The sequence below is a fragment of the Lysobacter sp. CA196 genome, from assembly GCF_052078695.1.
In the GTDB taxonomy this organism is placed as follows: Bacteria; Pseudomonadota; Gammaproteobacteria; order Xanthomonadales; family Xanthomonadaceae; genus Lysobacter.
The window spans coordinates 152,595-175,145 of sequence record NZ_JBQJIN010000007.1 but is presented as its reverse complement, the minus strand read 5'-3'; the positions used below and the strand labels follow the sequence as shown (position 1 = coordinate 175,145).

Below are 22,551 nucleotides of genomic sequence, written 5' to 3'. Positions count from 1 at the left end.
CTCACCGGAAATCGTGTCTCGCACAAGAGCACACGAAAGTTGCGGTAATCGCGTAGAACAGGCCACTTCAAATAAAAAACGGCCGCGTGGAGTTTCACCTCCACCGCGGCCGTTTCGTTATCGGCACTGCGCGAGCAGTGCCGACTATCGCTTCGTTTTACTTCGCCGGACGCTGATCCGCCGTCTCGTCGCGCTGACCGCGGAACTCGGAATCCTCGCTCCAGTTCGGCCAGCGCCTGGAGTTGGCGAGGTCGTTGCCGAGGGTGTAGAGGATCTGCAGGTCGCGGGCGATGCCGCCGAAGGTCCAGCTGGCTTCCCACTCGTCGGCCGGCTGGTGGTAGCGGTCGCGGGTGTAGGCCTCTTCGGCGGCCTTGCCGGCGGCGGTGCCGCCTTCGATCTTGTCTTCGCCCGAGCCGAACGAAATCGCCGGGACGCCGCGCTTGGCGAAGGGGAAATGATCGGAGCGGAAGAAGTGGCCGGCCTCGGGCTTCGGGTCGGTGACGTAGTTGAGGTTCCAACGCTGGCCGGTGGCGATCAGTTCGTCGAGCAGTTCCTGCTTGGCGCTGCCGGAGGTGGTGAAGTCGCGCGCGACGCCGCCCGGATCGAAGGCGTCCATGTTGATGACGGCGACGGTCTTGGCCAGCGGGTACAGCGGCTTGGACGAGTAGTACTCCGAGCCGAGCAAGCCCTTTTCCTCGGCGGTCACGGCGAGGAACACCACCGAGCGCTGCGGACGCTTGCCCTTGGCGAAGGCGCGGCCGAGCTCGATCAGCGCGGCGGTGCCGGTGGCGTTGTCGACGGCGCCGTTGTAGATGGTGTCGCCCTTGGCATCGGGCGCGCCGACGCCGAGGTGATCCCAGTGCGCGCTGTAGATGACGGTCTCGTCGGGCTTCTTGCTGCCGTCGACGCGGCCGACGATGTTCTGCGAGGTGATGACTTCGCTGTTGACCGCGTAGTTGGCCGACAGGGTCACGCCCTTCAGCACGATCGGCTTGAACTCGCGCGTTTGCGCCTGCTTCTTGAGCTTGTCGAAGTCGAGGCCGGCGCTCTTGAACAGGCTGACGGCGAGGTCGCGCTGGATCCAGCCTTCCATGGTCGGATGAGCGCTGCCGGGATCGTCGCGGACCACATCGAACATGGTGTTGGTGTTGGAGTTCTTGACCGTGGCCCAGCCGTAGGACGCGGGCGCGGTCTCGTGCACGATCAACAGGCCGACGGCGCCGCGACGTGCGGCCTCTTCGAACTTGTAGGTCCAGCGGCCGTAGTACGTCATGGCCTTGCCGCCGAATGCATTCTGATCAGAGCTGCCGTCGCCGGTCTCGAAGTCCGGGTCGTTGATCAGCACGACCGCGATCTTGCCCTTCAGATCGACGTTCTTGAAATCGTCCCAGTTGCGCTCGGGCGCGGTGACGCCGTAGCCGGCGAACACCAGCGGCGCGTTCTTGATCGCCACGGCCTTGGAACCGTCGAGCGCGGCGCGCACGGCGATCTCGTTGCCCTGGGTCAGGGCGCGGGCCTTCTTCTTCACCGTCACCGACAGCTTCGGCGTGCCCTCGATGTCCGAGCGCAGCAGCGGCACGGCCTGGGTCCACAAACGCTTGTTGCCCTGCAGGTCGCCGCCGGGCTGCACGCCGGCTGCCTTGAGCTGGGCGACGACGTAGTCGATGGTCTTGGTCTCGCCGGCGGTGGCCGGGCCGCGACCTTCGAACTCGTCCGAGGACAGCGTCTTGACCTGTTCGGACAGGCGCTTGGCATCGAAGGTCGGCGCTTTCGGCGGCTTGGCGGGTTTCGCGGCGATCGCCGGCAGGGACAGGGCGGCCGCGCAGAGCACGGCCAGGGGAGTGGCGGTCAACAGTTTCATAGGGGGCCCCTTGGTAGGTCGCCCGATACTAGCCATCCCCCCGGGGCGGGTCCATCGGCCATAGGGCATCTTGCGGCTGGCCCGGAGCCGGCCGGGCTGCAGCCCAATGGGGATATCCACCGGGGACAGGTCGTCGCGGCGTAGGCGCGGTGTCGCGGTCGCGGCTCGCGCCGCTCCTACAGGGGCCGCGCCGGCTTTCAAGCGATCACGATCTCGCCTACGGCAGCGCCAACACCAACTTTCCGAACTCCGCCACCGCCGGGGTGCAGGCGCCCGGGCGGCGCAGCAGGATGAATTCGGCCGGCGGCAGCGACGGCAGGCCGTATTCGCCGTCGACGATGCGCATGCCGGGCAAAACATCGTCTTCCACCATCACGGTGATGCCCAGGCCCGCCGAGATCGCGGCGTTCAAACCTTGCTGGCTCGGCGAGGTGAACATGACATGCCACTCGACCTCGGTGCCGTCGAGCGCGGAAACGCCGACCTGGCGATTGATGCACGGCGAGGGGAAGAACGCGAACGGCAATGAGCGGCCGGCGGCGATGTCGAAGCTGTCGGATGCGACCCAGACGAAACGCGTACGCCGCAGCACCGTCTCGGCAGCGTCGCCGGGCAAGGCGATGACCACGGCGAGATCGAGTTCGTCGGCATCGACCATCTGTCGCAGGTCCATGCTCATGCTCACGCTGACGTCCATGCGCACGTTCGGAAACGCGCGGGTGAACTGACACAGCAGGTTGGGCAAACGGTCGCCGATGAAATTCTCCGGCACGCCGAAACGCACCGCGCCGGTGATCGGCGACGGCTGGAAGCGCCGCGACAGGGCATCGAGCGATTGCAGGATCTGTTCGGCGTGACGCAGGAAGTCTTCGCCGTCTTCGGTCAGGGTCAGGCGGCGGGTGGTGCGATGGAGCAGCGCGCGGCCGACGTGTTCCTCCAGGCGCCGGATCTGGTGGCTGACCGCGGACTGGGTCAGATGCAGGCGCTCGGCCGCGCGGGTGAAACCGCCGGCGTCGTTGACCGCGACGAAGGTACGCAGCAAGGTCGGATCGAAGTCCATGGGCGCCTGGGCTCGGCCGATTAATGACGGCCTTTAATGAATTCTACAAAATTAAATCATTTCCCTCATGAGTCCGGCTTGACCAGAATGGTCGCCATCGCATCCGGCGAGGCGGCCGCGGGTATCAGGCCGCTGTAACGCTTTCTATTCCCGCTGACGCGTTGGATCGCCGCGAAATCGTCACTCGCCGCACCGCTGCACCCCATCGACCCGATCACGCGATGCCGCGCGGCATGGCGGCGCGTCCGCTCGCGCCGAAGTTTCGACCCCGCGCTACGCGTTCGATCCGCCCCCACCCGTCCACCTTCGAGTGCGCCGCAATGAGTCTGCTGTCATGAGTCTGTCCCGATCCGCCAAGAACCGCCTCGCCCTCGCCGCGGTCAGCCTGGCCGCGCTGATGTTCGGCCTGGAAATCTCCAGCGTGCCGGTGATCCTGCCGACGCTCGAACGCCAACTGCACGGCGATCTGCGCGACATGCAGTGGGTGATGAACGCCTACACCCTCGCCTGCACCACCGTGTTGATGGCAGCGGGCACTTTGGCCGATCGCTACGGGCGGCGGCGCGTGTTCGTGATCAGCGTGATCGCGTTCGGCCTGACCTCGCTGCTGTGCGGCCTCGCCGAGAGCATGCCGGTGCTGATCGGCGGACGCTTTCTGCAAGGCCTGGCCGGCGGCGCGATGCTGACCAGCCAGTTCGCGATTCTTTCGCACCAATTCCGCGATGGCCGCGAACGCAGCCGCGCGTTCGCGCTGTTCGGCATCGTGTTCGGCTTCGGCCTGGGGTTCGGCCCGATCATCGGCGGTGCGATCATCGCACTGTCGAACTGGCACTGGGTGTTCCTGGTGCACGCGCCGCTGGCGCTGCTGACCTGGTGGATGATCGCCTTGGGCGCGGAGGAATCGCGCGAGGCGCAGTCGCATCGACTGGATGTCGCCGGCATGTCGACCTTGTCGCTGGCCGTGCTGGGATTGACCTATTACATCACCCAGGCGCCGGAGTCGGGCTACGCCGATCCGGTCTTGCTGGGCGTGCTCGCGCTTGCCGCATCGAGCCTGATCGCATTCGTGTGGGTGGAAAAACGTCACGCGCACCCGATGTTCGATTTCGGTGTATTCCGCATCCGCGAGTTTTCCGGGGCGATCATGGGCTCGATCGGCATGAACTTCAGCTTCTGGCCGTTCATGATTTATCTGCCGATCTACTTCCAGAGCGCGCTGGGCTACGACACGGTAACCACCGGCCTGGCCCTGCTGGCGTACACGCTGCCGACCTTGGCGATGCCGCCCCTGGCCGAGCGCTGGTCGGCGCGTTATCGGCCGGGTCGGATCATCCCGCTGGGCCTGTTCGCGATCGGCCTGGGCTTCATCGCGATGCGTTACGGCAGCGCCGTGCCTGGGGCGAGCTGGATGACGATGCTGCCGGGCGCGCTGTTGGCCGGCTGCGGCCTGGGCCTGACCAACACGCCGGTCAGCAACACCACCACCGCGTCGGTGCCGGCGTCGCGCACCGGCATGGCCTCGGGCATCGACATGAGCGCGCGCTTGATTACCCTGGCGATCAACATCGCACTGATGGGTCTGATCCTGATCGCAGGCATCGCCGCGCATCTGCGCTCGGCGTATGGTGCCGCGCTCGATGGCGCGCAACTGCGGGCCCTGGCCGGACGCGTGGCGGCCGGCGACGTCGGCGCGCTGCACAGCGCTGCGCTGTCGGGCGATGCGCAGACGCTGGCGCGCGAGGCCCTGGTTCACGGCTTCGCTTGGGTGCTGTGGTACGGCGGCATCGGCGTGTGCGTGCTCGCCGCATTGAGCCTGATCATCTTCGCGCCCCTGCGCACAGCCGGCGCAGCAACGACGCCGGCCGAGGCCTGCCGCGGCTAGGCCGGCGAAGCCGGCCGTTGCAGACGTTAACCGGCGAAGCCGGCCGTTGCAGACGTTAACCGGCGAAGCCGGCCGTTGCAGGCGCTGACCGGCGAAGCCGGCCGGTGCAAGCGCTAACCGGCGAAGCCGGCCGGTGCTGCCGCTAGCCGGCGATGCGCAGTCGGTGCATTCAGAAGAACGCGATGCCCGGCCGCAACACCAGTTGGAAGATCAGCAACAAGGCCAGCACGGCGATCAGCGGCCCCCACGACGAACGCGGCGGTGCCACCACTTCGCGCAGACGATACGTCGTGCACCAGGCACTGGCCTGGATCCAGAACAAGCCGATCACGAACTCGGCGACCGGCACGATCGCGACCTGGCCGAGACTGCCGGGGACACGCATCGCGACGATCAGCGGCAAGGCGAGCAGCGCCGGCAAGGTGGCCATACGGAAGATGAAGCCGCTGCGCCGCCCGGGCGTGGCGATCTCGGCCGGCTCCTGCGCCAAGGCCAACAGGGGCGCGACGAAACCAATCGCGATGCCGGCGATGACGACCAGCGCGATCAGGCCGGCGACGAATTTACTGGTATCGGCCAACTGCAGATAGCCGAAGGCCATGCCGACGTCGTTCTGCGGCAGGACCGAGCCGACCACCACCTGCGGCAAGGACTGGAAGAAACCATGGAAGGCCATCCAGATCGCGAACAAACGCCAGGTCGCCGTGCGCGGCGGGCGCAGCCTGAGCCAGGCGACGAAGCCCAGCGCAGTCAGCAGGATCGCCAACGCACCGGTGCCCTGGAACAGATGGGCGAGCGGGTGGTCGCCTTCCCAGTTGTGATTGTTGTGGTACAGCGTCGCCTGTAAACCCGGAGTCAGCGCCTTGGGCACGACCAGGAACAGTTCCTGGATGAAGAAGATCAGACTGAAACAAAACGCGTACAACAGGCCGGAGTGCAGCGTACGCTGCCAGCGCCAAGGGCCGGCCGGACTTGCAGGCGCGCTCGAAGCCGCGGCGCGGCTGCGCCACAGGCCGATCAACCCCAGCAGGATCGGCGCGGCGATCGTGGTGACCAGGGAGGCGATGAAGATGGGTTGGGCGTAGGGGCTCATGCGATGGGTTCCGGTGCCAGCCGCTGTAGATACGGCCGATGCACGCCCGGTTGCAAATGAACGGGGCAACGCGCCACGACAGCACCTCACCGGGGTAGGAGCGGCGCAAGCCGCGACCACGCAGCCCCGGTCTCGCCGCGCGAAATGCTCACTCGCAGATCCGCGCACCGCGCCACGGCGCCGCCACCACTGTCGCAAGAAAATCTTGTACCAGCCCTTAGAAAACTTCGTTTGTCGGCACGGCCCAGGCTTTCAATAATCGGTGACCCACAGGAGACCCCCATGCATCGACGCGACTTCCTGCACTGCGCCAGCGGCGTGCTGCTGACCGCCGGCCTCGGCCCTCATCTGAACGCATTCGCCAAGACGGCGGTCACCGCTCCGACCAGTCGCTGGAGCGCGCAGTTGCGCGTACTGGAAAAGAACAGCGGTGGGCGCCTTGGCGTCGCCATGCTCGACACCGGCAGCGGCCAGCAGTTCGATTGGCGCGGCCGCGAACGCTTCCCGATGTGCAGCACCTTCAAGTTCCTGCTGGCCGCAGCGGTGCTGCGCGAGGTCGAGCGCGGCAAGTTCGACCTGCAGAAGAAAATACCCATCGCCCAGAGCGACCTGATCGCTTACTCGCCGGTGACCGAGCCGCTGGCAGGCTCCAGCGCCAGCCTCGCCCAGTTGTGCGAGGCGACCATGACCCTCAGCGACAACACCGCGGCGAATCTGTTGCTGCCGCTGGTCGGCGGCCCCGCCGGCCTGACCGCGTTCCTGCGCGGCATCGGCGATCCGACCACGCGCCTGGACCGCAAGGAGCCGGAACTCAACAGCGCCATCCCCGGCGACCTGCGCGACACCACCTCGCCGTTGGCGATGGTCGCGACCATGCGCAAACTGTTGTTGCAGGACGGCTTGAAACCGGCGTCGCGGCAACAGCTCACCGCCTGGCTGGTCGCCAACCGCACCGGCGACAAGCGCCTGCGCGCCGGCGTACCGAAGGACGCGCGAGTCGGCGACAAGACCGGTACCGCCGACACCACCAGCAACGATCTGGCGATCATTTGGTTGCCGGAACGCGCGCCGATCCTGCTCACCTGTTACCTCACCGGCTCGACCCTCGACGGCGCAGGGCGCGATGCGATCCACGCCTCGGTCGCACGCCTGGTATTCGGCCCGGTCGAGCCGCGGTAACCCGCCGGCGCGACCCGAGCGCCCGCCGTCGTGCCGTTCGGCGCGACGGCGGGCGACAACGGGCAGATAGGGTCAGGCGGCGGCCTGCCAATGCGCGCGCAGTTCTTCGTTGAACTCGGCCCAACGCTCTTCCGGGAAGAAGATCCGCGCGCCTTCGAACTCCACGCGCTTGCGGGTGCCGGGAATCGCATCGGCCAGCCACTGCGACCAGCGGGTCGGGAAAAACACGTCGTCGGTGCCCCAGGCGATCAGGGTCGGCGCCTGCAGACGCTTGAGCTGGCTCTCGATGGCGAGGGTATGCGCATTATCGAACGCAGCGAGGAAACGCTGCAGATCGCGGGTGCGCTGTTCGCTACGCAACAACGGGCGCAGATAGGTTTCGATGCTCTCGTCCGACAGGGATTGCGGGTCTTCATAGGCCAGGCCCAGGGCCTGCGGCGAACGGTAGACGCTTTTATCGGCGAGCATCGCCTTGAGCGCATCGCCGAGTCCGCCACCGGCCGCCATCGCCAGGAACGGTTTGAACGCTTCGGGCGGCCAGTTGTCGTGGGTATCGCAGTTGGTCAAGGCGAAGCTGCGCACCCGCTGCGGATGCAGGGCGGCGAAGATCTGGGCGATGCCGCCACCGCTGTCGTTGCCGACCAGATCGACCTGGTCGATGCCCAGGGCGTCGAGAAACTCGGCCAGCATCTGCGCATTCGCGGTGACCGACACATCTTGACCAGGCGCGATCTCGGTATCGCCGTGCGCCAGCAGGTCGACGGCGATGCAGCGGCGCCGGTCGGACAGATGCGCGAGCTGGTGCCGCCACAGATGGCCGTTGAGCAGCACGCCGTGGACGAACAGCGCGACCGGGCCGGTGCCTTGCTCGCGGTAGGCGATGCGGCCCGACGGCGTCTGCACGCTGGCCTGAATGGGGGAGGAAAGATCGCCGTCCATGCTCAACCCTGGCTCGGCGCAGCGGCGGAGCCGTAGGCTTCTTTGAGTTTGCGTGCGCAATCGTCGCAGCAGACTTCCACCGCTTTGCCGCCGATCTTGACCTGGTAGGAATTCTCGTCGAGCGGGCAGTCGCAGGCCGCGCAGGTTTTTTCCGTCATGACAGCTTCTCCGAATCGCCCGAACGCCGGGCACTGTCAGTAGGCCACGAGGGCCCGCCGGGGCGCTGTCAGAATCTTTAGCGACTTGCCGCGCCCGCCTGCGGAGCTTTAGCGCTGCAGGGCCGATTGGCGGAACTCGGTCGGGCTGCGGCCGTAGGCCTGTTGGAACGCCGCGCTGAAATGGCTGTGGCTGGAAAACCCCAGCTCCAGGCTCAGCTGGGTCAGATCGTCGTACTGCGCCAGCAGGTCCAGCGCACGCGCCAGGCGCAGGCGCAGTTGGTAGCGATACAGCGGCAAGCCTTCGACCTGCTTGAACACCTGGGTCAGATACACCGGCGACACCCCGACCTCGGCGGCGATCTCGTCCAGCGCCCAGCGTCGCGACAGATCGCTGGCGAGGACCAGCTTGGTGCGGTCGACCAGGCGCTGGCGTCCGAGACTCGCGCCGGCGGCGTGCGATGTGCGCGGCCCGAGCGAACGCTGCACCAAGGTCAGGGCCAGGCTTTCGGCCTCCAACGACTCGGCGATGTCCTCGCGCAGGCTGTGGCGCAGCAACGCCACCAGCGCCTGCGCGCGCGGGTCGATGCGCAGGCGCGGTTGCCGGAACGCCAGCGCCGCGCCTTCGCGCAACAAGGCCGGCGGCGCGAGCTCGCGCAGCATCTCTTCTTCGACCCACACCGCCAGGCTGGCGTCGCCGCCGGGCACCGGGTGGGCGATGCGGCCGTCCTCGCCGGCGTTGAAGAACAACACCTGCCCGGCCTCGGCCACCGCCGCATCGTCGCCGACCTGGCGCACGTACAGGCCGCGGTAGGGAAACATCAGATGAGTGACGCCGACGCAGCCCTCCGCATGCGCATGCTCGCCGCTGCCGGGACAGCACAAGTCCCAGACCGCGACGGTCGGCGTCTTCAGCAGCGGCGCTACGGTGAATTCAGACATGACTGCGTGGTCGTGGTCCCGGCCGGGGATCGATCCTGGCGCCTGGGCGCGGATCGAGGCCGGTCAGGATAACGCCCGCAGCGGGCGAACAGGCTTCAACGCGGAAACTCGACCACCGTGTTCGAGCCCGGCTGCTCGCCCTTGCGCTCGGCGGCGACGCCTTCGGCGAGCGGTTGCCAGGGCTCCTTGCCGAGCCGGTCGAGGCGCTCGTAGCGCCCGAGCAGGCGGAACCCGGTCAAGCCGTAGGGCAGGCCTTCCGAGGACAAGGGCGTGGTGCCGTCGGCGACGTGGAAGTGCAGGTGCGGCCCGGTCGAATCGCCGGTGAAGCCGAGCGCGGCGATGGTCTGGCCGCGGCGGACGCTATCGCCCACGCGTACTTTGAGGCTACCCGGCCGCAGGTGTTCGTAAGCGACGTGGCGGCCGTCGTCCAGCGCCAGCACCACGTAGTTGCCGGGCGCTTCGTCGAAATCGTGCTTGGGGTTGTCGGAAACGCGCGCAGCCTCGACCGCGTCGTCGCGTACCGCCGCGACCCGCGCATCGGCGACCGCAAGCACTTCGGCGCCGTAACCCAGACTGGTCGCCACCAGGTCGGGGTCGCCATCGATGGTTTTTCCGGACGGGTCGACCCGCACCCAATCGATCGCATGCCGGCCCGGCAGTCGCGCGCGTCCGTCCATGGTGTAGAACACCCGGCGGTGGCCACGCGGCCAATCGGGCGAATGGATCGCGACCCAAGGGCCGCCGCGCAGGGGCGGCCCGAGCAATACCGGCGCCGGCTGGCCGACCTCGACGCGCGCGCCTTCGACCGAGTTCGCCGCTGCCGCTGCGAGCCTGCGGAAGCCCAGCGCATGCCGCAGCGTGCGCGGCGCGCGCGTGCCGACGTCGAGTTCGAGGTAGATCACGCCGCGCTCGCCGGGCCGCAAGGCCGCCAGGCTGGCGCCGGCGCGACCGATGACCCGGGAGCGGTCTGTAAGGTCCTTGCCGGCGAAGCGCTGGATCACCGCGCCGCTGGCATCGTCGATCACCCGCAGTTCGTCCACCGCCAGCTCCGCCTCACTGAAGCTGCTCAGGTGCAGTTCGTAGTACAGCCGTTGCCGCCCGTCCTGCGTCACCGGTATCGGCGCCTGCGGAATGGTCAGGTCGAAGGAATCGACCAGGGCCGCATTCGCGGCACGCGCAGTCGCCGGCAGCGCCAGCAGGGAATACAGCGCAAGGCAAAGAGCGAGCGGTCGCAACATCGCAGGGAGTCCTGTCGAAAGCCTGGGCGGTAGCGCTCGCGCGGGCGGTGGCCGTCGACGCGGGCGCAGTGGTCGACGTCGCGACGCAGGTGGCTGTCCCGCATCCGTCGTGTCGCGTGACCGGCATCATCCCACGCCGGATCGGCCGGCATGGGCATGACTCTCGACCTAGATTTGTATGCGGTGTGTTCGCGCGAGGGCGATGGCCTCGGCCGGGAATACGCATCGCCGGTCGCATCCACCTCGCCTGCATCGCTTGCGCAGCACGCCGTGGTTCGCAGTCGCGGCTTGCGCCGCTCCTACCCAGGAGCCGCCGCGAAGCCGCCAGCCGCCAGCCGTTGCCGTTGCCGTTGCCGTTGCCGTGAAAGCTTGGCGCAGTACCGAACTCGCGAGAACGACCGTAGACCCGGAGGGCGGCGCACAGGACGTGCGCCGTTTTTCGATAGGACAAGGATGTCCTATCGAAAAATCCCGGCGACAGCTGCGAGCTCGCAAGGGAGCTTCGTCAAGGAAGGCCTTTTCTTTGGTTAGCTTTCTTTTGGGCCAGCAAAAGAAAGTAACCCGGCCGCGTTAGCGGACGGAAGCTTTGCTTTGGCTGTTGCCCATCAAGCTCTGCGGCAAGAAACGCCGCAACCGGACACAACGCGGTCGCGGCTTGCGCCGCTCCTACCCTGGTTCAGCGAGCAACTGCCGGCAGGTCGAGCTTGTAGACCTCCGGCCCAATCGCAAACACGCTAACGCCCTTCGCATCGCGCACGATGCGGAACTTGTTGCTGGTGGCGCCGAAGCGGCCGGGCGTCCAGGTCTTGCCGCCGTCGCGGGTCTCGAAACCGTTCGGCGTGGCACCGACCCAGCCGTGCAGTTCGTCGACGAAGCCGATGCCGAATTCGCGGACCTTGTGATCGGCGACCAACGGCAGCTCACTCCAGGTCTCGCCGCCGTCGACAGTCTTGGCCACGTGGCGCTGCACCACCGCGCTATCGGGGTCGTAATTCTGCACGGTGACGTAACCGACCTGCTCCGACGGAAACGACATCTTCCAGGTGACTTCGTACGGGCGCTGGCTCTCGTACACCGTGCGCCAGCTGCGTCCGCCGTCGCCGGTCTTGAGGATGCGCGCATGCGACTGGGCGACGTCGGAATGGCTGGCGCCGGCGATGAAACCGACCTGCTCGTTGACGAACTTGACGTCGAGGATCATCGCTGTGTGCGCGCTCATGTCGACCGAGGTCCAACTGCGGCCAAGGTCGCGCGAGGTGGCCAGGAACGCCGGCCCGCCGACACGGCCGCCGGCGCGCAGGGTCGTGCGCCGGTCGAGTACGCCGGCGTTGATGTACTCGCTGTGCAGGACGTCGATCGCGCAGATGCCGACCGGCGCCGGGCCGTCGATGCGCTCGACCGGTGTCCAGCTCGCGCCGCCGTCGGTGGTGCGATACAGCGGCAACGGATCGGTCGCGCCCGGGAACGAGTCCGGACCGATGTTGCCGAGAATGCCGACTTCGGAGTCGACGAAACCGAGCGCACGCACGAAGGTGCCGGGCCGCTCCCACTGTTTGCTCCAGGTCTCACCGCCGTCGACGGTCTTGTAGACCAGGCCCTTGCCGTTGCCGTACCAGCCGGTCGAACGATCAACGAAGTAGATATCGTCCTGCTTGCGCGAAAACGCTTCGGTGTTCAAACGCCGCCAGGTTAGGGCGGTGTCCGCGACGGTGCCCGATGCCGCCTTGGGCCGCGTTGCGCTGGGCGACGACTTCGGCGCCGGCGCGACCTCGGCCATGCCTTGGCAGGCGCTGAACAACAACGCAGCCGCCAACGCCGTGCGCAGGCGGGCGGTATCGATTCGGGACATCGCAATGATCCTGTTCGCTGAGTGGACGCACGCACTCCGGCGGCGTCGATCGCCCAGTCTATCGAGACCCCTGCGCGAGTCGAGCCCGGCGACGGCCGCGCCGTCCGGTCGCGGGCTCGCATGATCGCCCGCCGGCGCATCCGAAGCTGTAGCGAAACTGTTCGGGTGGCCCGCACAGACCGTGTCGTATCTCTGCATGGAGCCTGCCCGCCGAGGCGACGATGTTGTGACCGGCGCCACATTCCCCGGGGCGATAAAGCGCGCGATGGCCGCCGTGGACTGTGAGCCGCGTCTGTTGCTTATGTCGCCGCCGCAGCGCGACCGCTCGAATCGACCCGACCCGGGCGTCCCTCCCGCCATCCGCAAGTTCGCCACGAGGACGTCATGCCCCACTCGCCTACCCCGCCTACCCCGCCCGGCCAGCCGAACCTGCTCGTCATTCTCGTCGACCAGTTCCGCTTCCCACGCTTCGCCTATGGCCCCGACGGCGGCTTCGCGCCCGGCCTGAAGGAGATCGTCGGTTTCCAGGGCGAGCCCGGCGCCGACAATCCCTATCGCGAGTTCTTTCCCGGGCTGTGGTCGCTGCGCGAGCATTCGGTGGTGCTGCGCCGCCACACCATCGCCTCCTCGGCCTGTATCCCGAGCCGCACCGCGCTGATGACCGGCCAGTACGGCGCGCGCACCGGCGTGACCCAGACCGATGGTTTGTTCAAGAACGGCGATGCCGCCGAGTTTCCGTGGCTCGCCGCCGACGGCATTCCGACCCTCGGCCATTGGTTCCGCGGCGCCGGTTACAAGACCCATTACTTCGGCAAGTGGCACATCAGCAATCCGCCCGGCCACAGCCTGCAGGAATACGGCTTCGACGACTGGGAACTGTCGTGGCCCGAGCCTCACGGATCGAGCGTCAACAACCTCGGCGCCTATCGCGACATCGGCTTTTGCGATCTGGTCTGCGGCTTCCTGCGCGGCCAGGGCCTGGGCCTGCCGTACAACCGTAAACTCGCGCAACACGATCAAAGCCATCCGCTCGCGCCCGACCCGAGCACCGACCCGAAGCCCTGGCTCGCGGTCGCTTCGTTCGCCAATCCGCACGACATCGCGACCTATCCGGGTTTGCCGCGCGGGCTCGACCCGAACGCGCCGCCGCTCGGTCCGCTGCCGGTGCCTGCGCAAGGTACGCGCAGCAATCCGCCGACCGCCGGCAGCCTGCAGTTCGAACTCAATCCGCAGGGGTTTCCGCAGGACAATGCGAACCTGCCGCCGAGCCTGGACGAGGCGCTGCTCAACAAGCCGAGTTGCCAATTCGACTACGCCTACAAAATGGGGCTCGCGCTGGCGTCCAAGAGCGGACTGGCCGCGCAGGACCAAGCCGGCCTCGACGCGGTCAATGCCGCGCTGGCCGCGGGCATTCCGTTCCAGCTGACCCGCGACCCCGAGCTGGCCGCGCTGCGCTTCATCCAGTACTACGCCTGGCTGCAGCACCTGGTCGACGGACACATCAAGCGGGTGCTCGACGCGCTCGACGAATCCGGGCAGCGCGAGAACACCATCGTCGTGTTCCTGGCCGACCACGGCGAGTACGGCGCCGCGCATGGCTACATGATCGAGAAATGGCATACGGCCTATCAGGAAGCCCTGCACGTGCCGGTGGTGATCCACTCGCCGCGGGTCAATACGCAGGCCGACATGCGCCAGATCGACGCGCTGACCAGCCATGTCGACATCGTGCCGACCCTGCTCGGCCTGGCCGGGGTGCGCGAGCACGAGGTCGCGCAAATCCGCGAAACCCTGCGCCAGACGCGGCCGGTGCCGCCGTTCCCCGGCGTCGACCTGAGCCCGGTGATCCATGGCCGCGAAACCGTGCCGAAGGAACCCGACGGCCGTCCGCGTGAAGGCATCCTGTTCGCCACCGACGACGAGATCACCGAGCGCCTGCGCGGCCACCTCGACCCGCATCAGCTGCATTCCGACCGCGAGTTCAAGACCTTCCTCGAGATGGTCGAGGTGGTGCGCGACGGCAGCAGCCCCCTGCCCTACAACGGTCCGGTGCCGCAGCTCGCCCCGGGCCCGGTGCGCCAGCCCAACCATGTGCGCTGCGTGCGTTCGGGCGAGTGGAAGTTGGCGCGCTATTGGGACCCGAGCGGCGTCGAAGCCGATCAGTGGGAGCTCTACGATCTGGAACACGACGGTTGCGAGCTGACCAATCTGCTGGTCACCGATGCCAGTTTCCCGACCCCGATCCCGGCGCTGCCGCCGCCGTACACCGATGCGCAGATCGTCGACACCGCCGAGCGCCTGTACCGGCTGATGCAGCGCTACGAAAAGGAAATGTTGTCTACGCCGGAGCAGGACACCGTGGCCGCAGCGGTCGCCTGAGCGAACGGCCGGCAGCGCCCAGATCGCTCCGGTCCGGCGGACCGGAGCGGGAAGTCCGCAAACGCCGCTAACACGGCCAGGCTGCCGCACTCGATCGCCGGCCGATGCGCCGCGGCCGATCGGTTCGACTACCCTGTGCCCAGCCCGTGCGGCCGGGCCTGTGCCCGCAAGCGCAAGGCACCGCCATCCCGCACCTGCCGCGCATCGACCGAGCCCAGGCTTCGCGTTGCCGCGTTCCGATCGCTCAGCCCCAAGGAAGCCGCATGACCGCTTACGTTCGCCCCGCAACGCGCGCCCGTCGTATCCGCACCGCGCTCGTCTGCGCATTGGCCTTGCTGACCGGGCCGTGGTCGGCATACGCGGCATCCGATATTCCGTCGCAGGCGCGGATCAAGGCCGCGGTCGACAAGGCCTATGCGGCGGCCAAGGACAACACCGCGGGCAAGAACGCCGACTACATTCCGGCCCTCGCCGAAGTGCCCTCGGGCCTGTTCGGCATCGCCGTGGTCACGGTGGAAGGCAAGGTCTACACGATCGGCGACGCCGGCGTCGATTTCGCCATCGAATCGGTGTCCAAGCCGTTCGCCGCGTCGTGGGTGATCGAGAAGAAAGGCGAGCAGTGGCTCGAGGACAAGATCGGCGTCAACCAGACCGGCATGCCGTTCAACTCCATTCTGGCGCTGGAAACCCACGCCCAGACCAAGCCGGCGATGAACCCGCTGGTCAACGCCGGCGCGATCGCCATCGACAGCTGGATCGAACCGGCCGAACCGGCGGCGCGCTGGGCGACGATCTCGCAGCTGATGAACGACTACGCCGGCCGCACGCTCAGCCTCAACCAAGTCGTCTATGAATCCGAAGCCAGCAGCAACGAACACAACCGCGCGATCGCGCGCCTGTTGAAAGGCTACGGCACGCTCGACGGCGATCCGGAAGTCGCCCTCGACCTGTACACCCGCCAGTGTTCGATCAACGTCACCGCCCAGGACCTCGCGGTGATGGGCGCAACCCTGGCCAACGGCGGCAGCAACCCGGTCACCGGCAAGCGCATCGTCGCTTCGGACACCGCCGAGAGAACGCTCGCGGTGATGTCGACCACCGGCCTGTACGAAACCACCGGCGCCTGGACCTGGAACGTCGGCCTGCCGGCCAAGTCCGGCGTCGGCGGCGGTATCGTCGCAGTCGCGCCGGGCAAGTTCGCCATCGCCACCTTTGCCCCGCCGCTCGACGCCGCCGGCAACTCGGTCAAGGGCCAGCAGGCCATCGAATCCATCGTCCGCGACCTGATCGGCGCCGGCGTGTTCGAAACCGGGCATTGATCGCGACCATCGAACACTCCGTTCGGCAGTAACCGCCTCACCTCGCCAAGCACACGCGCATCCGGGCCGGCCCGATCCGTCATCGAACGGATCGGGCCGCCTGCACCTGAGCGGCCGCGACCGCGCAGCCATACGATCGACGACGGAACCCCCGCCTGCATGGCGCACCGTCGAAGGCCAACGCAGCGTTCGCCGTACACCGCCGCATCGCGACTCGCGCCTGAGCAATGCCTCCGCGCCCGCGACCCAGAGTGCACCGCATCCAGGCCGGCGCGCTTAAACAAGTCTTAACCCCGGGCCGCTACGGTTTCGGCGCTCGGCCTGTCGCGCCGCGCCCTCCCCCACGCCTCCCCAGGACTTCTCGTCATGCGCATCGCCCGGATCGCTTCGTCGCTCGTGCTGCTGCTTCCGTTCGGACTGTACGCCCAGGTATCCCAGGTCGACGGCGAACAACGCGCCGACGTACCGCCTTCGCGCTGGAGCGTCGGCATCGCCGCCGGCGTCCGCACCGAGGTCTACGCCGGCGAAGGCAATCACAGCCGGGTGGTGCCGTTCGCCGGCTATGAAGGCGAACGCTTTTACTGGCGCGGCCTCGACGCCGGCTACCACTTGCTCAAACGCGACGGCTTCGTGCTCGACGGTTTCATCGCCGGCCGCCTCGATGCGATGGACGCCGACGACTTCGGCGCCGCGGCGTTGGCGCGGCGCGGCATCGACCGCAACCTGCTCGAAGACCGCGACGACAGCATCGATGCCGGGCTCGCCGCCAGTTGGCGCGGCGCCGCGGGCGAGGTCACCCTGGCGTTGAAGGCCGACATCGCCGACAAAAGCGGCGGCTACGAAGCCGACCTCAGCTACAACTACCCATTCCAGGCCGGCGGCATGCTGTTCACGCCGAGCGTGGGCGTCTCGGTCTGGTCCAAGGACTTGGCCAACTACTACTACGGCACGCTCGATGAGGAAATCGCCCGCGGCGTGGTCAGCTACCGCCCCGGCAGCGTCGCGATTCCGCACGCCGGCATCATGCTCGCCAAGCCGTTCGCGAAGAAATGGCGATTCATCGCCAACCTGAGCTACCAGGTACTGCCCGACGAAATCCAGGACAGCCCGCTGGTCGAAGACGGCACCGAAGGCGTCGGCAGCGTGTTCATGGGCCTGTCGCGAAACTTCTGAGCGGCATCCGGCCGGACCGCTCTGCATCGGTGCGGGAGCGTTCGCCAGCGATCGCGCTTAGGGAACGTTCGATCTCAGGGCGCTACCGAAAAACGAAGGGCTCCCATGGGAGCCCTTCGCATGAGGAGTCGGGAGTCGGGAATCAAAAATCGACGACCGCTCTTCCGCGCCGACGACTTACTCGTCTGCCACCCTCGCCAGTTCCTTGAACACGCTCTCGCCGACCGAGGCAGAAAGGTGGTTGAGGCCCATGACGATATTGGCCGAGGTGTCGGAGACTTCGAACTCCTTGCCGCCGTGCCGCACCCGCAGGCCGAGCCGGTCGCGGCCTGCCATGACCCCGAACATCACCCGCACCCCGGGCGGACGCTGGCGGATGTCGACGATGGCGACCTCGGCCACGTCGGTCTTCGACACGCTCATCCAATGCTCGGCCGCCTGCTCGGCGTAGGCCTGCTCGATCAGTGGCGGCACTTTGTCGTTGTGCTCGCACTCGCCGCAGTCCCAGCGGATGTTCAACTTCGGAACGCTGGGATAGGACGCGGCGGCAGCGGCTTCGGCGGCGGCGATCGCGGCGTTCCTGGCCGACTCCGCGGCGGCGGCAGCCGCCGCGGCAGCCGCCGGGCCTTCGGTGTCGCTGCGGTCCTGCGCCATCGCGCAAGGCGACGCCGTCGCGGCGACGAACCACATCAAGGAAAACAGAACGTCCCTGCTCATACAGTCTCTCGTCTGAATAGTCCGGCCCGGGGCGGCCATGCTGCAGGCCGCACTCGCGCCCGTGCATCGACTTCCGAAGCGCCCGCACCCCCGCGCGGATCATAACAGCCGGTCTTGCGCCGCTGAGGCCGCGGCAAGTCCACGGGCGGGGCATCGCGAATGCCTCCCACGGGCATCGCGGCGAGCGATGGATTAGGCTCTCATCGACGCCGCCCGGCCTGCCAGCGGATACGGCGCCGCCTGCCTTCGCCCGCGTTCACGCACGAAGGCGTAAACAAGACGCCTGCTTCGATGGATGCCGCGCCATGCCCAGAAAATTAGCCTGCCTGTGCCTGCTCGCATTGTCGCTCGCGGCTTGCCGCACCGGCCCGGACGAACGCACGCCCGAGAAGACGCTGCCGATCGAGGCGCCCCTGCCGCCGAGCGTCACGACCGGCGAGTTCCTGATCGAGGCCGACAAGCTCGACACCTGGAACGCGCTCGGCCAGATCGCGGTTCGCACGCACGGCGTCGAGTACGAAGGCCGGGCGCAGATGATGGATCTCTACAGCCTGCGTTATCGCGGGGTCGCGTTCATGGCGCTGACCAAGTCGATGCTGTTGTCGGACACGATCAAACGCACCACCACCCGGGTCACCGCGACGACCCTCGACGGCAAGCCGATCGACAGCAAACCGGTGACGGAGTTTCTCGCCCTGCTGCAGCGCGAGCTGCCGGCGGAGATCGCAAGCGTGCGCGCCAAGCAGGCGGCGCAGAAGAAGGCCAAAGCCGCCAAAGGCAAGTCGAAGGCGAAGAAGAAAAAGAAGAAGTGAACGGCCGGGCCAAGCCCCGGCCGCACCTGGCCCAGCGACGCTCATTGCAGGCGCGCGCGCTGTGCGGCTCCATTCCGCCTTTAGCGTTGTAGGGCGATGCACGGCATGCCGCCGCCCGAGCCGTTGCCGCAATCGCAGACACCTGCGGCGCCACCGTCTACCCAGTCGCCCGCGCTTACTCAGTCCTGGTGGATCTCGATCTCGCCATCGAAGCCATTCGCCTGCGCAGCCGGGACGTTGCCCGGAAGCGCGCCGAGCACGGCGCCACCGGCCACCTTGCCTTGCGGCAACGCCCTTGCACCGTTCATGGCGGCAGGCAGTTCGGGCCGTAGGAAGCCCGGCGGAAACGACGGCACCGCGCTCATCGGATACGTACTCAGGTCGGCCGCTACCGATGCGGACGACACGTTGACCGGTTTCGTTATCCTCACCGCACGCCAGACAATGCGAACGAATTCGGGCGCGTACGAATACAGGTTCTGGTTGTTGGTCGCCGTCGCATTCGAGAACGGCTTCGCCGAGCTCTGCACGCAATAATAAATGCCATACCAAACATTGCTCTGGCCGCCCATTTCGAACCGATAGCTCGCGGCAAGAAAAGCGTCCATATAGCCTTCGACTGTCGCCCGATTCGCATACGCCGGCGAGATCAGCGGCACGAGGTTCTGCCAGGTATTGCCGGCGCCGCCCCAACGCCCGTTGATGAGGTGCGCGCGGATCCAGGCGCGCGTCGGGTCCTGCACGAAGGTCAGCGGCGGTCCGCCGGCGAGCAACTCACTCCACGGCGCACCGAGCGCCGTCGCGATGTTGTTGCCCTGTTGCCCGGGCATGATCAAATCGGGGCCGAGTATGGCCGTGGCCGATGAGGCACCGAAGTTGGTGGCTTGGCGGGTCGCTACCGGTCCGGTTAGATACTGGGTCGCGATGAAAATGGGCTGGTTGGTGGTCCAGTGTGGGTTGTTGGGCGCACCGGTAAAGACGATCCTGCTCATGGAGGCTTCCTGTCGGTCATGCACCCGGCATCGGCACCGGATATCACGAACGACACATTACTCCCACACTGGGCGAGTGTGCGCAGCGGAGGTCGTCCTCGCAGATGGACGCAAGGCCGTCGCGCGGCGACGGCCTGCCCGGATGCGCACGCATCGGGCGCGGTGTCCTGATTCGGCTGCGCCTTGCATTTACGTGATCGCCTCCGCAGGTGCACGGCGTGACCGCCGCCTTCGCACGCCGACGAACTCAGTTCTGGTGGATCTCGATGCCGCCGTCGAAGCCGTTCGCCTGCGCGGCCGGAAAGCCGGCCGGTATAGCGCCGAGCACCGCTCCGCCGGCGGCATTACCCGGAGGCAGCGTGGCATTGCCGTTCATCGCGTAAGGCAAGGCAGGCACCACGAATCCCCCCGGAAAGGCGGCCACCGCATTCATCGGATAGGCGCCGATATTCGCCGCCGCCGTCGCGGTCGACACGTTGACCGGTTTCACTATCCTTACGGCGCGCCAGAGGATGCGGATGAACTCGGGCGCATACGAATACAGGTTCTGATTGTTGGTCGTCGTCGGATCCGAGAACGGATTCGCCGAGCTCTGCACGCAGTAGTACAGGCCGTACCAAGCATCGCGCTGGCCGCTGGTCTCATACGCGTAACTCGCGGCGAGGAAGGCATCCATATAGCCTTCGACCGTCGCATGGTTGGCGTTCGCGGTGGCCGTGAGCGGCACCAGGTTCTGCCAGGTATTGCCCGGGCCGCCCCAGCGTCCATTGATCAGATGGCCGCGAATCCAGTTGTTGGTGTTGTCCTGGGTGAAGGTCAACGGCGGTCCGCCGACCAGCAACTGGTCCCAGGGCGCTCCGCCGGCGGTCGGCACGTTGTTGCCCTGCTGCCCCGGCATGATCAGGTCGGGCCCGAGCACGGCCGCAGCCGAAGAGGCACCGAAGTTGGCGATCTGCCGGACCGCCACCGGGCCGGCCTGATACTGCGCGCCCAGGAAGATGGGCTGGTTCGTGCTCCAGCGCGGATTGGCGGGCGCGCCGGTGTAGATGATTCTGCTCATGATGGGTACCTGTCGGGTCTGTGGAATCGGCGATCGAAACCGGATACCGCACAGGACACATCGCTCTCACGGTGCGCAGCGGTCCGAAGCGGCCGCCGTCGCACCGTCCCATCGCGGAGGGACTGGAATACGGAGTCGTACGACGGCACAGGCTCGTCCGGTAGAAACGCGGAGGCCGTCGCGTTGTGAAATCGACGCAGCGCAGCGGCTGCAGGCGAACCTGCAGCGCGCCTGCTCGAATCAACGCATCACGATCAACAACACGCCGGTGATCGCCATGACTGCGGTCCAGGCCCGGTTGGCCGCAGCACTGCCGAGCCGATGGGCTTGGCTCGCGACGCCGCGCGACACCGCGGCGGCAATGACACCGGTGGTGGCCAGGGTCGCCGCCATGTGCAGGGCGACAGCGGCGAACGCCAGGATCAACGAACCCGATGCGGTGATCTCACGCGCCGGGCTACCGGACAGACACATCGGCACCAACGCCGGCACCAGCATCAAGCCGCTGCCGTGCGTGGTCGCCATCAGGAACGACCAGCACGCAATGCCGACACGGCCCGCGTTCGCCCACTGCGGCGCGGGCCGTCTGTCGCCACGCAAACAACGGTACGAGGCCACGCAGACCAGCAAGGCGCCGGCGACGCCCTGGACTTGCGCACGGTCCATCTGCAGCCCCTGCGCGAACGCATAGGCCACGATCGCGATCGACACGACGTGGCCGATCGCGATCGGCAGCAGCGTGCGCCGGACCTGGGTCCTGTCGCGCACGCCGCAGGCGGCGGCGAACATCCAGCCGGTCGCCGGACTCAGCCCGTGCAGGGCACCGAGCCCGGCGACCACCATCCACGGCCACAGACTCGCCATGACGCCTCCCTCGAAGTGGAGCGGATCGGCTCAGTCGTGCGTCTGGCAGCACGAACCGGGCGCGGCCGCCGGCGTCGCCGCCGCTGCGGGCTCGTAGCGGTCGTGATGCCGCACCCATTCCATCGGATAGCTCAAGGCCTCTTCGTTGCGACCCTTGGGCGTGAGATCGATCAGCGGATACGCACCCATCATCACTTCCACGCCACGTCCGAATCGCGAATAGGTGTGGAAGACTTCCCCGGCCTCGTCCTTGTAGAACACGCTGACGCCGGGCGCTTCCACGTGCGGGAACGGCTGCACGGTGTAGTTGTAGGGCACCTCGCCGCTTGCGACTTCCTCGGCGGTGAAGCTGACGCCGAAATCATGATTGAAGTCGTTGCCGTGCGACGACACCCAAGGGAACTGCCAGCCCATGCGCTGGCGGAAGCGTTCGATATCGGCCAGCGGCGCGCGCGAGACGACCACCAGGGTGACGTCGCGCTGCGCGAGGTGCGGGTTCGCGCCGTCGTTGTGGTCGGCCATGTAGGAACAGCTCTTGCAGCCCTGCTCCCAGCCCGGCGCGAACATGAAATGCTGCACCAGCAACTGGCGGCGGCCGTCGAACAGTTCGGCGAGGCGGCGCGGGCCTTGCAGGGTATCGAAGACATAGTCCTTGTCGATGCGCACCCAGGGCAGCGCGCGTCGCGCGTTGGCGATCTCGTCGCCGAGGCGGGTCAGTTCCTTCTCGCGCGCCAGCAACTTCATGCGTTCGTCCATCCAGCGGTCCCTGGATACGACGGGATGATGGATTGCATTCAATTCGGCAGTGACGGTGTTCATGCTGTGCTCCCAGGCTCGAAGAGCCGTTGATTTCGGCCAATGCTCCGCCACACCGCGTGGCATGGCGGTTGCGTCCAATACTCGATCGTCGAGGCGAACCCGTCCATCGGCACAGGCGGGTTCGCCGGCTCGCGGAATTCGTTTCATTGGGTTCGCTTCGTTGAGTTCGTTTCGCTGAACTCGTTACGAAGGTTCGCTACGGCTATGGCTTGGCCGCT

General features: G+C 67.2%; 19 protein-coding genes. 6 read left to right on the top strand and 13 right to left on the bottom strand.

Features of this window, described 5'->3' with window-relative positions; translation table 11 throughout:
* Window positions 1-157: 157 nt before the first annotated feature.
* Both ACTOWK_RS09280 and ACTOWK_RS09275 read right to left on the bottom strand, forming a co-directional pair.
* Window positions 158-1,861 carry a M28 family metallopeptidase gene (locus tag ACTOWK_RS09280; protein ID WP_441329885.1) on the bottom strand — a complete coding sequence of 568 codons (1,704 nt, stop codon included), beginning with the start codon at window positions 1,859-1,861 and terminating at the stop codon, window positions 158-160.
* Window positions 1,862-2,078: 217 nt separating this feature from the next.
* Window positions 2,079-2,921 (bottom strand): LysR family transcriptional regulator, encoded by an 843-nt coding sequence (locus tag ACTOWK_RS09275; protein ID WP_441329884.1) that lies wholly within the window; start codon window positions 2,919-2,921, stop codon window positions 2,079-2,081.
* A 334-nt stretch (window positions 2,922-3,255) separates the two neighbouring features.
* Here ACTOWK_RS09275 and ACTOWK_RS09270 point away from each other — a divergent pair, with 334 nt between their 5' ends.
* Window positions 3,256-4,803 (top strand): MFS transporter, encoded by a 1,548-nt coding sequence (locus ACTOWK_RS09270; RefSeq protein WP_441329883.1) that lies wholly within the window; start codon window positions 3,256-3,258, stop codon window positions 4,801-4,803.
* Between the two features lie 169 nt (window positions 4,804-4,972).
* Here the strand turns inward: ACTOWK_RS09270 and ACTOWK_RS09265 are convergent, their stop codons facing one another.
* Window positions 4,973-5,896, bottom strand: coding sequence for a hypothetical protein (locus ACTOWK_RS09265; RefSeq protein WP_441329882.1), 924 nt, complete (start codon window positions 5,894-5,896; stop codon window positions 4,973-4,975).
* 282 nt (window positions 5,897-6,178) lie between these two features.
* Here ACTOWK_RS09265 and bla point away from each other — a divergent pair, with 282 nt between their 5' ends.
* The gene (gene bla / locus ACTOWK_RS09260) at window positions 6,179-7,075 is read left to right on the top strand and encodes a class A beta-lactamase (protein WP_441329881.1); all 897 of its coding nucleotides are present in this window, start codon (window positions 6,179-6,181) and stop codon (window positions 7,073-7,075) included.
* Window positions 7,076-7,147: 72 nt separating this feature from the next.
* Here bla and ACTOWK_RS09255 read toward each other — a convergent pair whose 3' ends face one another.
* The 5 genes from ACTOWK_RS09255 to ACTOWK_RS09235 all read right to left on the bottom strand — a co-directional run bounded on the left by ACTOWK_RS09255 (window position 7,148) and on the right by ACTOWK_RS09235 (window position 12,198).
* A complete protein-coding gene (locus tag ACTOWK_RS09255) occupies window positions 7,148-8,014 on the bottom strand; it encodes an alpha/beta fold hydrolase (protein WP_441329880.1) in 867 nt (288 codons plus the stop codon).
* Between the two features lie 2 nt (window positions 8,015-8,016).
* On the bottom strand, window positions 8,017-8,172 hold the full coding sequence (locus ACTOWK_RS09250) for a hypothetical protein (protein WP_169795662.1): 156 nt from the start codon (window positions 8,170-8,172) through the stop codon (window positions 8,017-8,019).
* 108 nt (window positions 8,173-8,280) lie between these two features.
* Window positions 8,281-9,111 carry a helix-turn-helix transcriptional regulator gene (locus ACTOWK_RS09245; protein ID WP_441329879.1) on the bottom strand — a complete coding sequence of 277 codons (831 nt, stop codon included), beginning with the start codon at window positions 9,109-9,111 and terminating at the stop codon, window positions 8,281-8,283.
* Window positions 9,112-9,206: 95 nt separating this feature from the next.
* Window positions 9,207-10,349, bottom strand: coding sequence for a M23 family metallopeptidase (locus ACTOWK_RS09240; RefSeq protein WP_441329878.1), 1,143 nt, complete (start codon window positions 10,347-10,349; stop codon window positions 9,207-9,209).
* Between the two features lie 676 nt (window positions 10,350-11,025).
* A complete protein-coding gene (locus ACTOWK_RS09235; protein WP_441329877.1) occupies window positions 11,026-12,198 on the bottom strand; it encodes a WD40/YVTN/BNR-like repeat-containing protein in 1,173 nt (390 codons plus the stop codon).
* A 384-nt stretch (window positions 12,199-12,582) separates the two neighbouring features.
* On the opposite strand from ACTOWK_RS09235, the gene ACTOWK_RS09230 reads away from it, so the two are divergent.
* The 3 genes from ACTOWK_RS09230 (at window position 12,583) to ACTOWK_RS09220 (ending at window position 17,069) form a co-directional block, all read left to right on the top strand.
* Window positions 12,583-14,577: a sulfatase-like hydrolase/transferase gene (locus tag ACTOWK_RS09230; RefSeq protein ID WP_441329876.1), complete on the top strand. Its 1,995-nt coding sequence runs from the start codon at window positions 12,583-12,585 to the stop codon at window positions 14,575-14,577.
* A 263-nt stretch (window positions 14,578-14,840) separates the two neighbouring features.
* On the top strand, window positions 14,841-15,896 hold the full coding sequence (glsA, locus tag ACTOWK_RS09225) for a glutaminase A (RefSeq protein ID WP_441329875.1): 1,056 nt from the start codon (window positions 14,841-14,843) through the stop codon (window positions 15,894-15,896).
* A 366-nt stretch (window positions 15,897-16,262) separates the two neighbouring features.
* A complete protein-coding gene (locus ACTOWK_RS09220) occupies window positions 16,263-17,069 on the top strand; it encodes a MipA/OmpV family protein (RefSeq protein WP_441329874.1) in 807 nt (268 codons plus the stop codon).
* A 177-nt stretch (window positions 17,070-17,246) separates the two neighbouring features.
* Here the strand turns inward: ACTOWK_RS09220 and ACTOWK_RS09215 are convergent, their stop codons facing one another.
* Window positions 17,247-17,786, bottom strand: a complete 540-nt coding sequence (locus tag ACTOWK_RS09215; protein ID WP_441329873.1) for a hypothetical protein — start codon at window positions 17,784-17,786, stop codon at window positions 17,247-17,249.
* 305 nt (window positions 17,787-18,091) lie between these two features.
* On the opposite strand from ACTOWK_RS09215, the gene ACTOWK_RS09210 reads away from it, so the two are divergent.
* Entirely contained in the window at window positions 18,092-18,598 is a 507-nt protein-coding gene (locus ACTOWK_RS09210) for a hypothetical protein (RefSeq protein WP_441329872.1), read from the top strand.
* A gap of 179 nt (window positions 18,599-18,777) precedes the next feature.
* Here the strand turns inward: ACTOWK_RS09210 and ACTOWK_RS09205 are convergent, their stop codons facing one another.
* The 4 genes from ACTOWK_RS09205 to ACTOWK_RS09190 all read right to left on the bottom strand — a co-directional run bounded on the left by ACTOWK_RS09205 (window position 18,778) and on the right by ACTOWK_RS09190 (window position 22,333).
* On the bottom strand, window positions 18,778-19,590 hold the full coding sequence (locus ACTOWK_RS09205) for a hypothetical protein (protein WP_441329871.1): 813 nt from the start codon (window positions 19,588-19,590) through the stop codon (window positions 18,778-18,780).
* Window positions 19,591-19,837: 247 nt separating this feature from the next.
* The gene (locus ACTOWK_RS09200) at window positions 19,838-20,650 is read right to left on the bottom strand and encodes a hypothetical protein (protein ID WP_441329870.1); all 813 of its coding nucleotides are present in this window, start codon (window positions 20,648-20,650) and stop codon (window positions 19,838-19,840) included.
* A 240-nt stretch (window positions 20,651-20,890) separates the two neighbouring features.
* Window positions 20,891-21,514 (bottom strand): hypothetical protein, encoded by a 624-nt coding sequence (locus ACTOWK_RS09195; protein WP_441329869.1) that lies wholly within the window; start codon window positions 21,512-21,514, stop codon window positions 20,891-20,893.
* Window positions 21,515-21,544: 30 nt separating this feature from the next.
* Complete coding sequence (locus tag ACTOWK_RS09190) at window positions 21,545-22,333, bottom strand: DUF899 domain-containing protein (protein WP_441329868.1); 789 nt, start codon at window positions 22,331-22,333, stop codon at window positions 21,545-21,547.
* Between the last annotated feature and the right edge of the window lie 218 nt (window positions 22,334-22,551).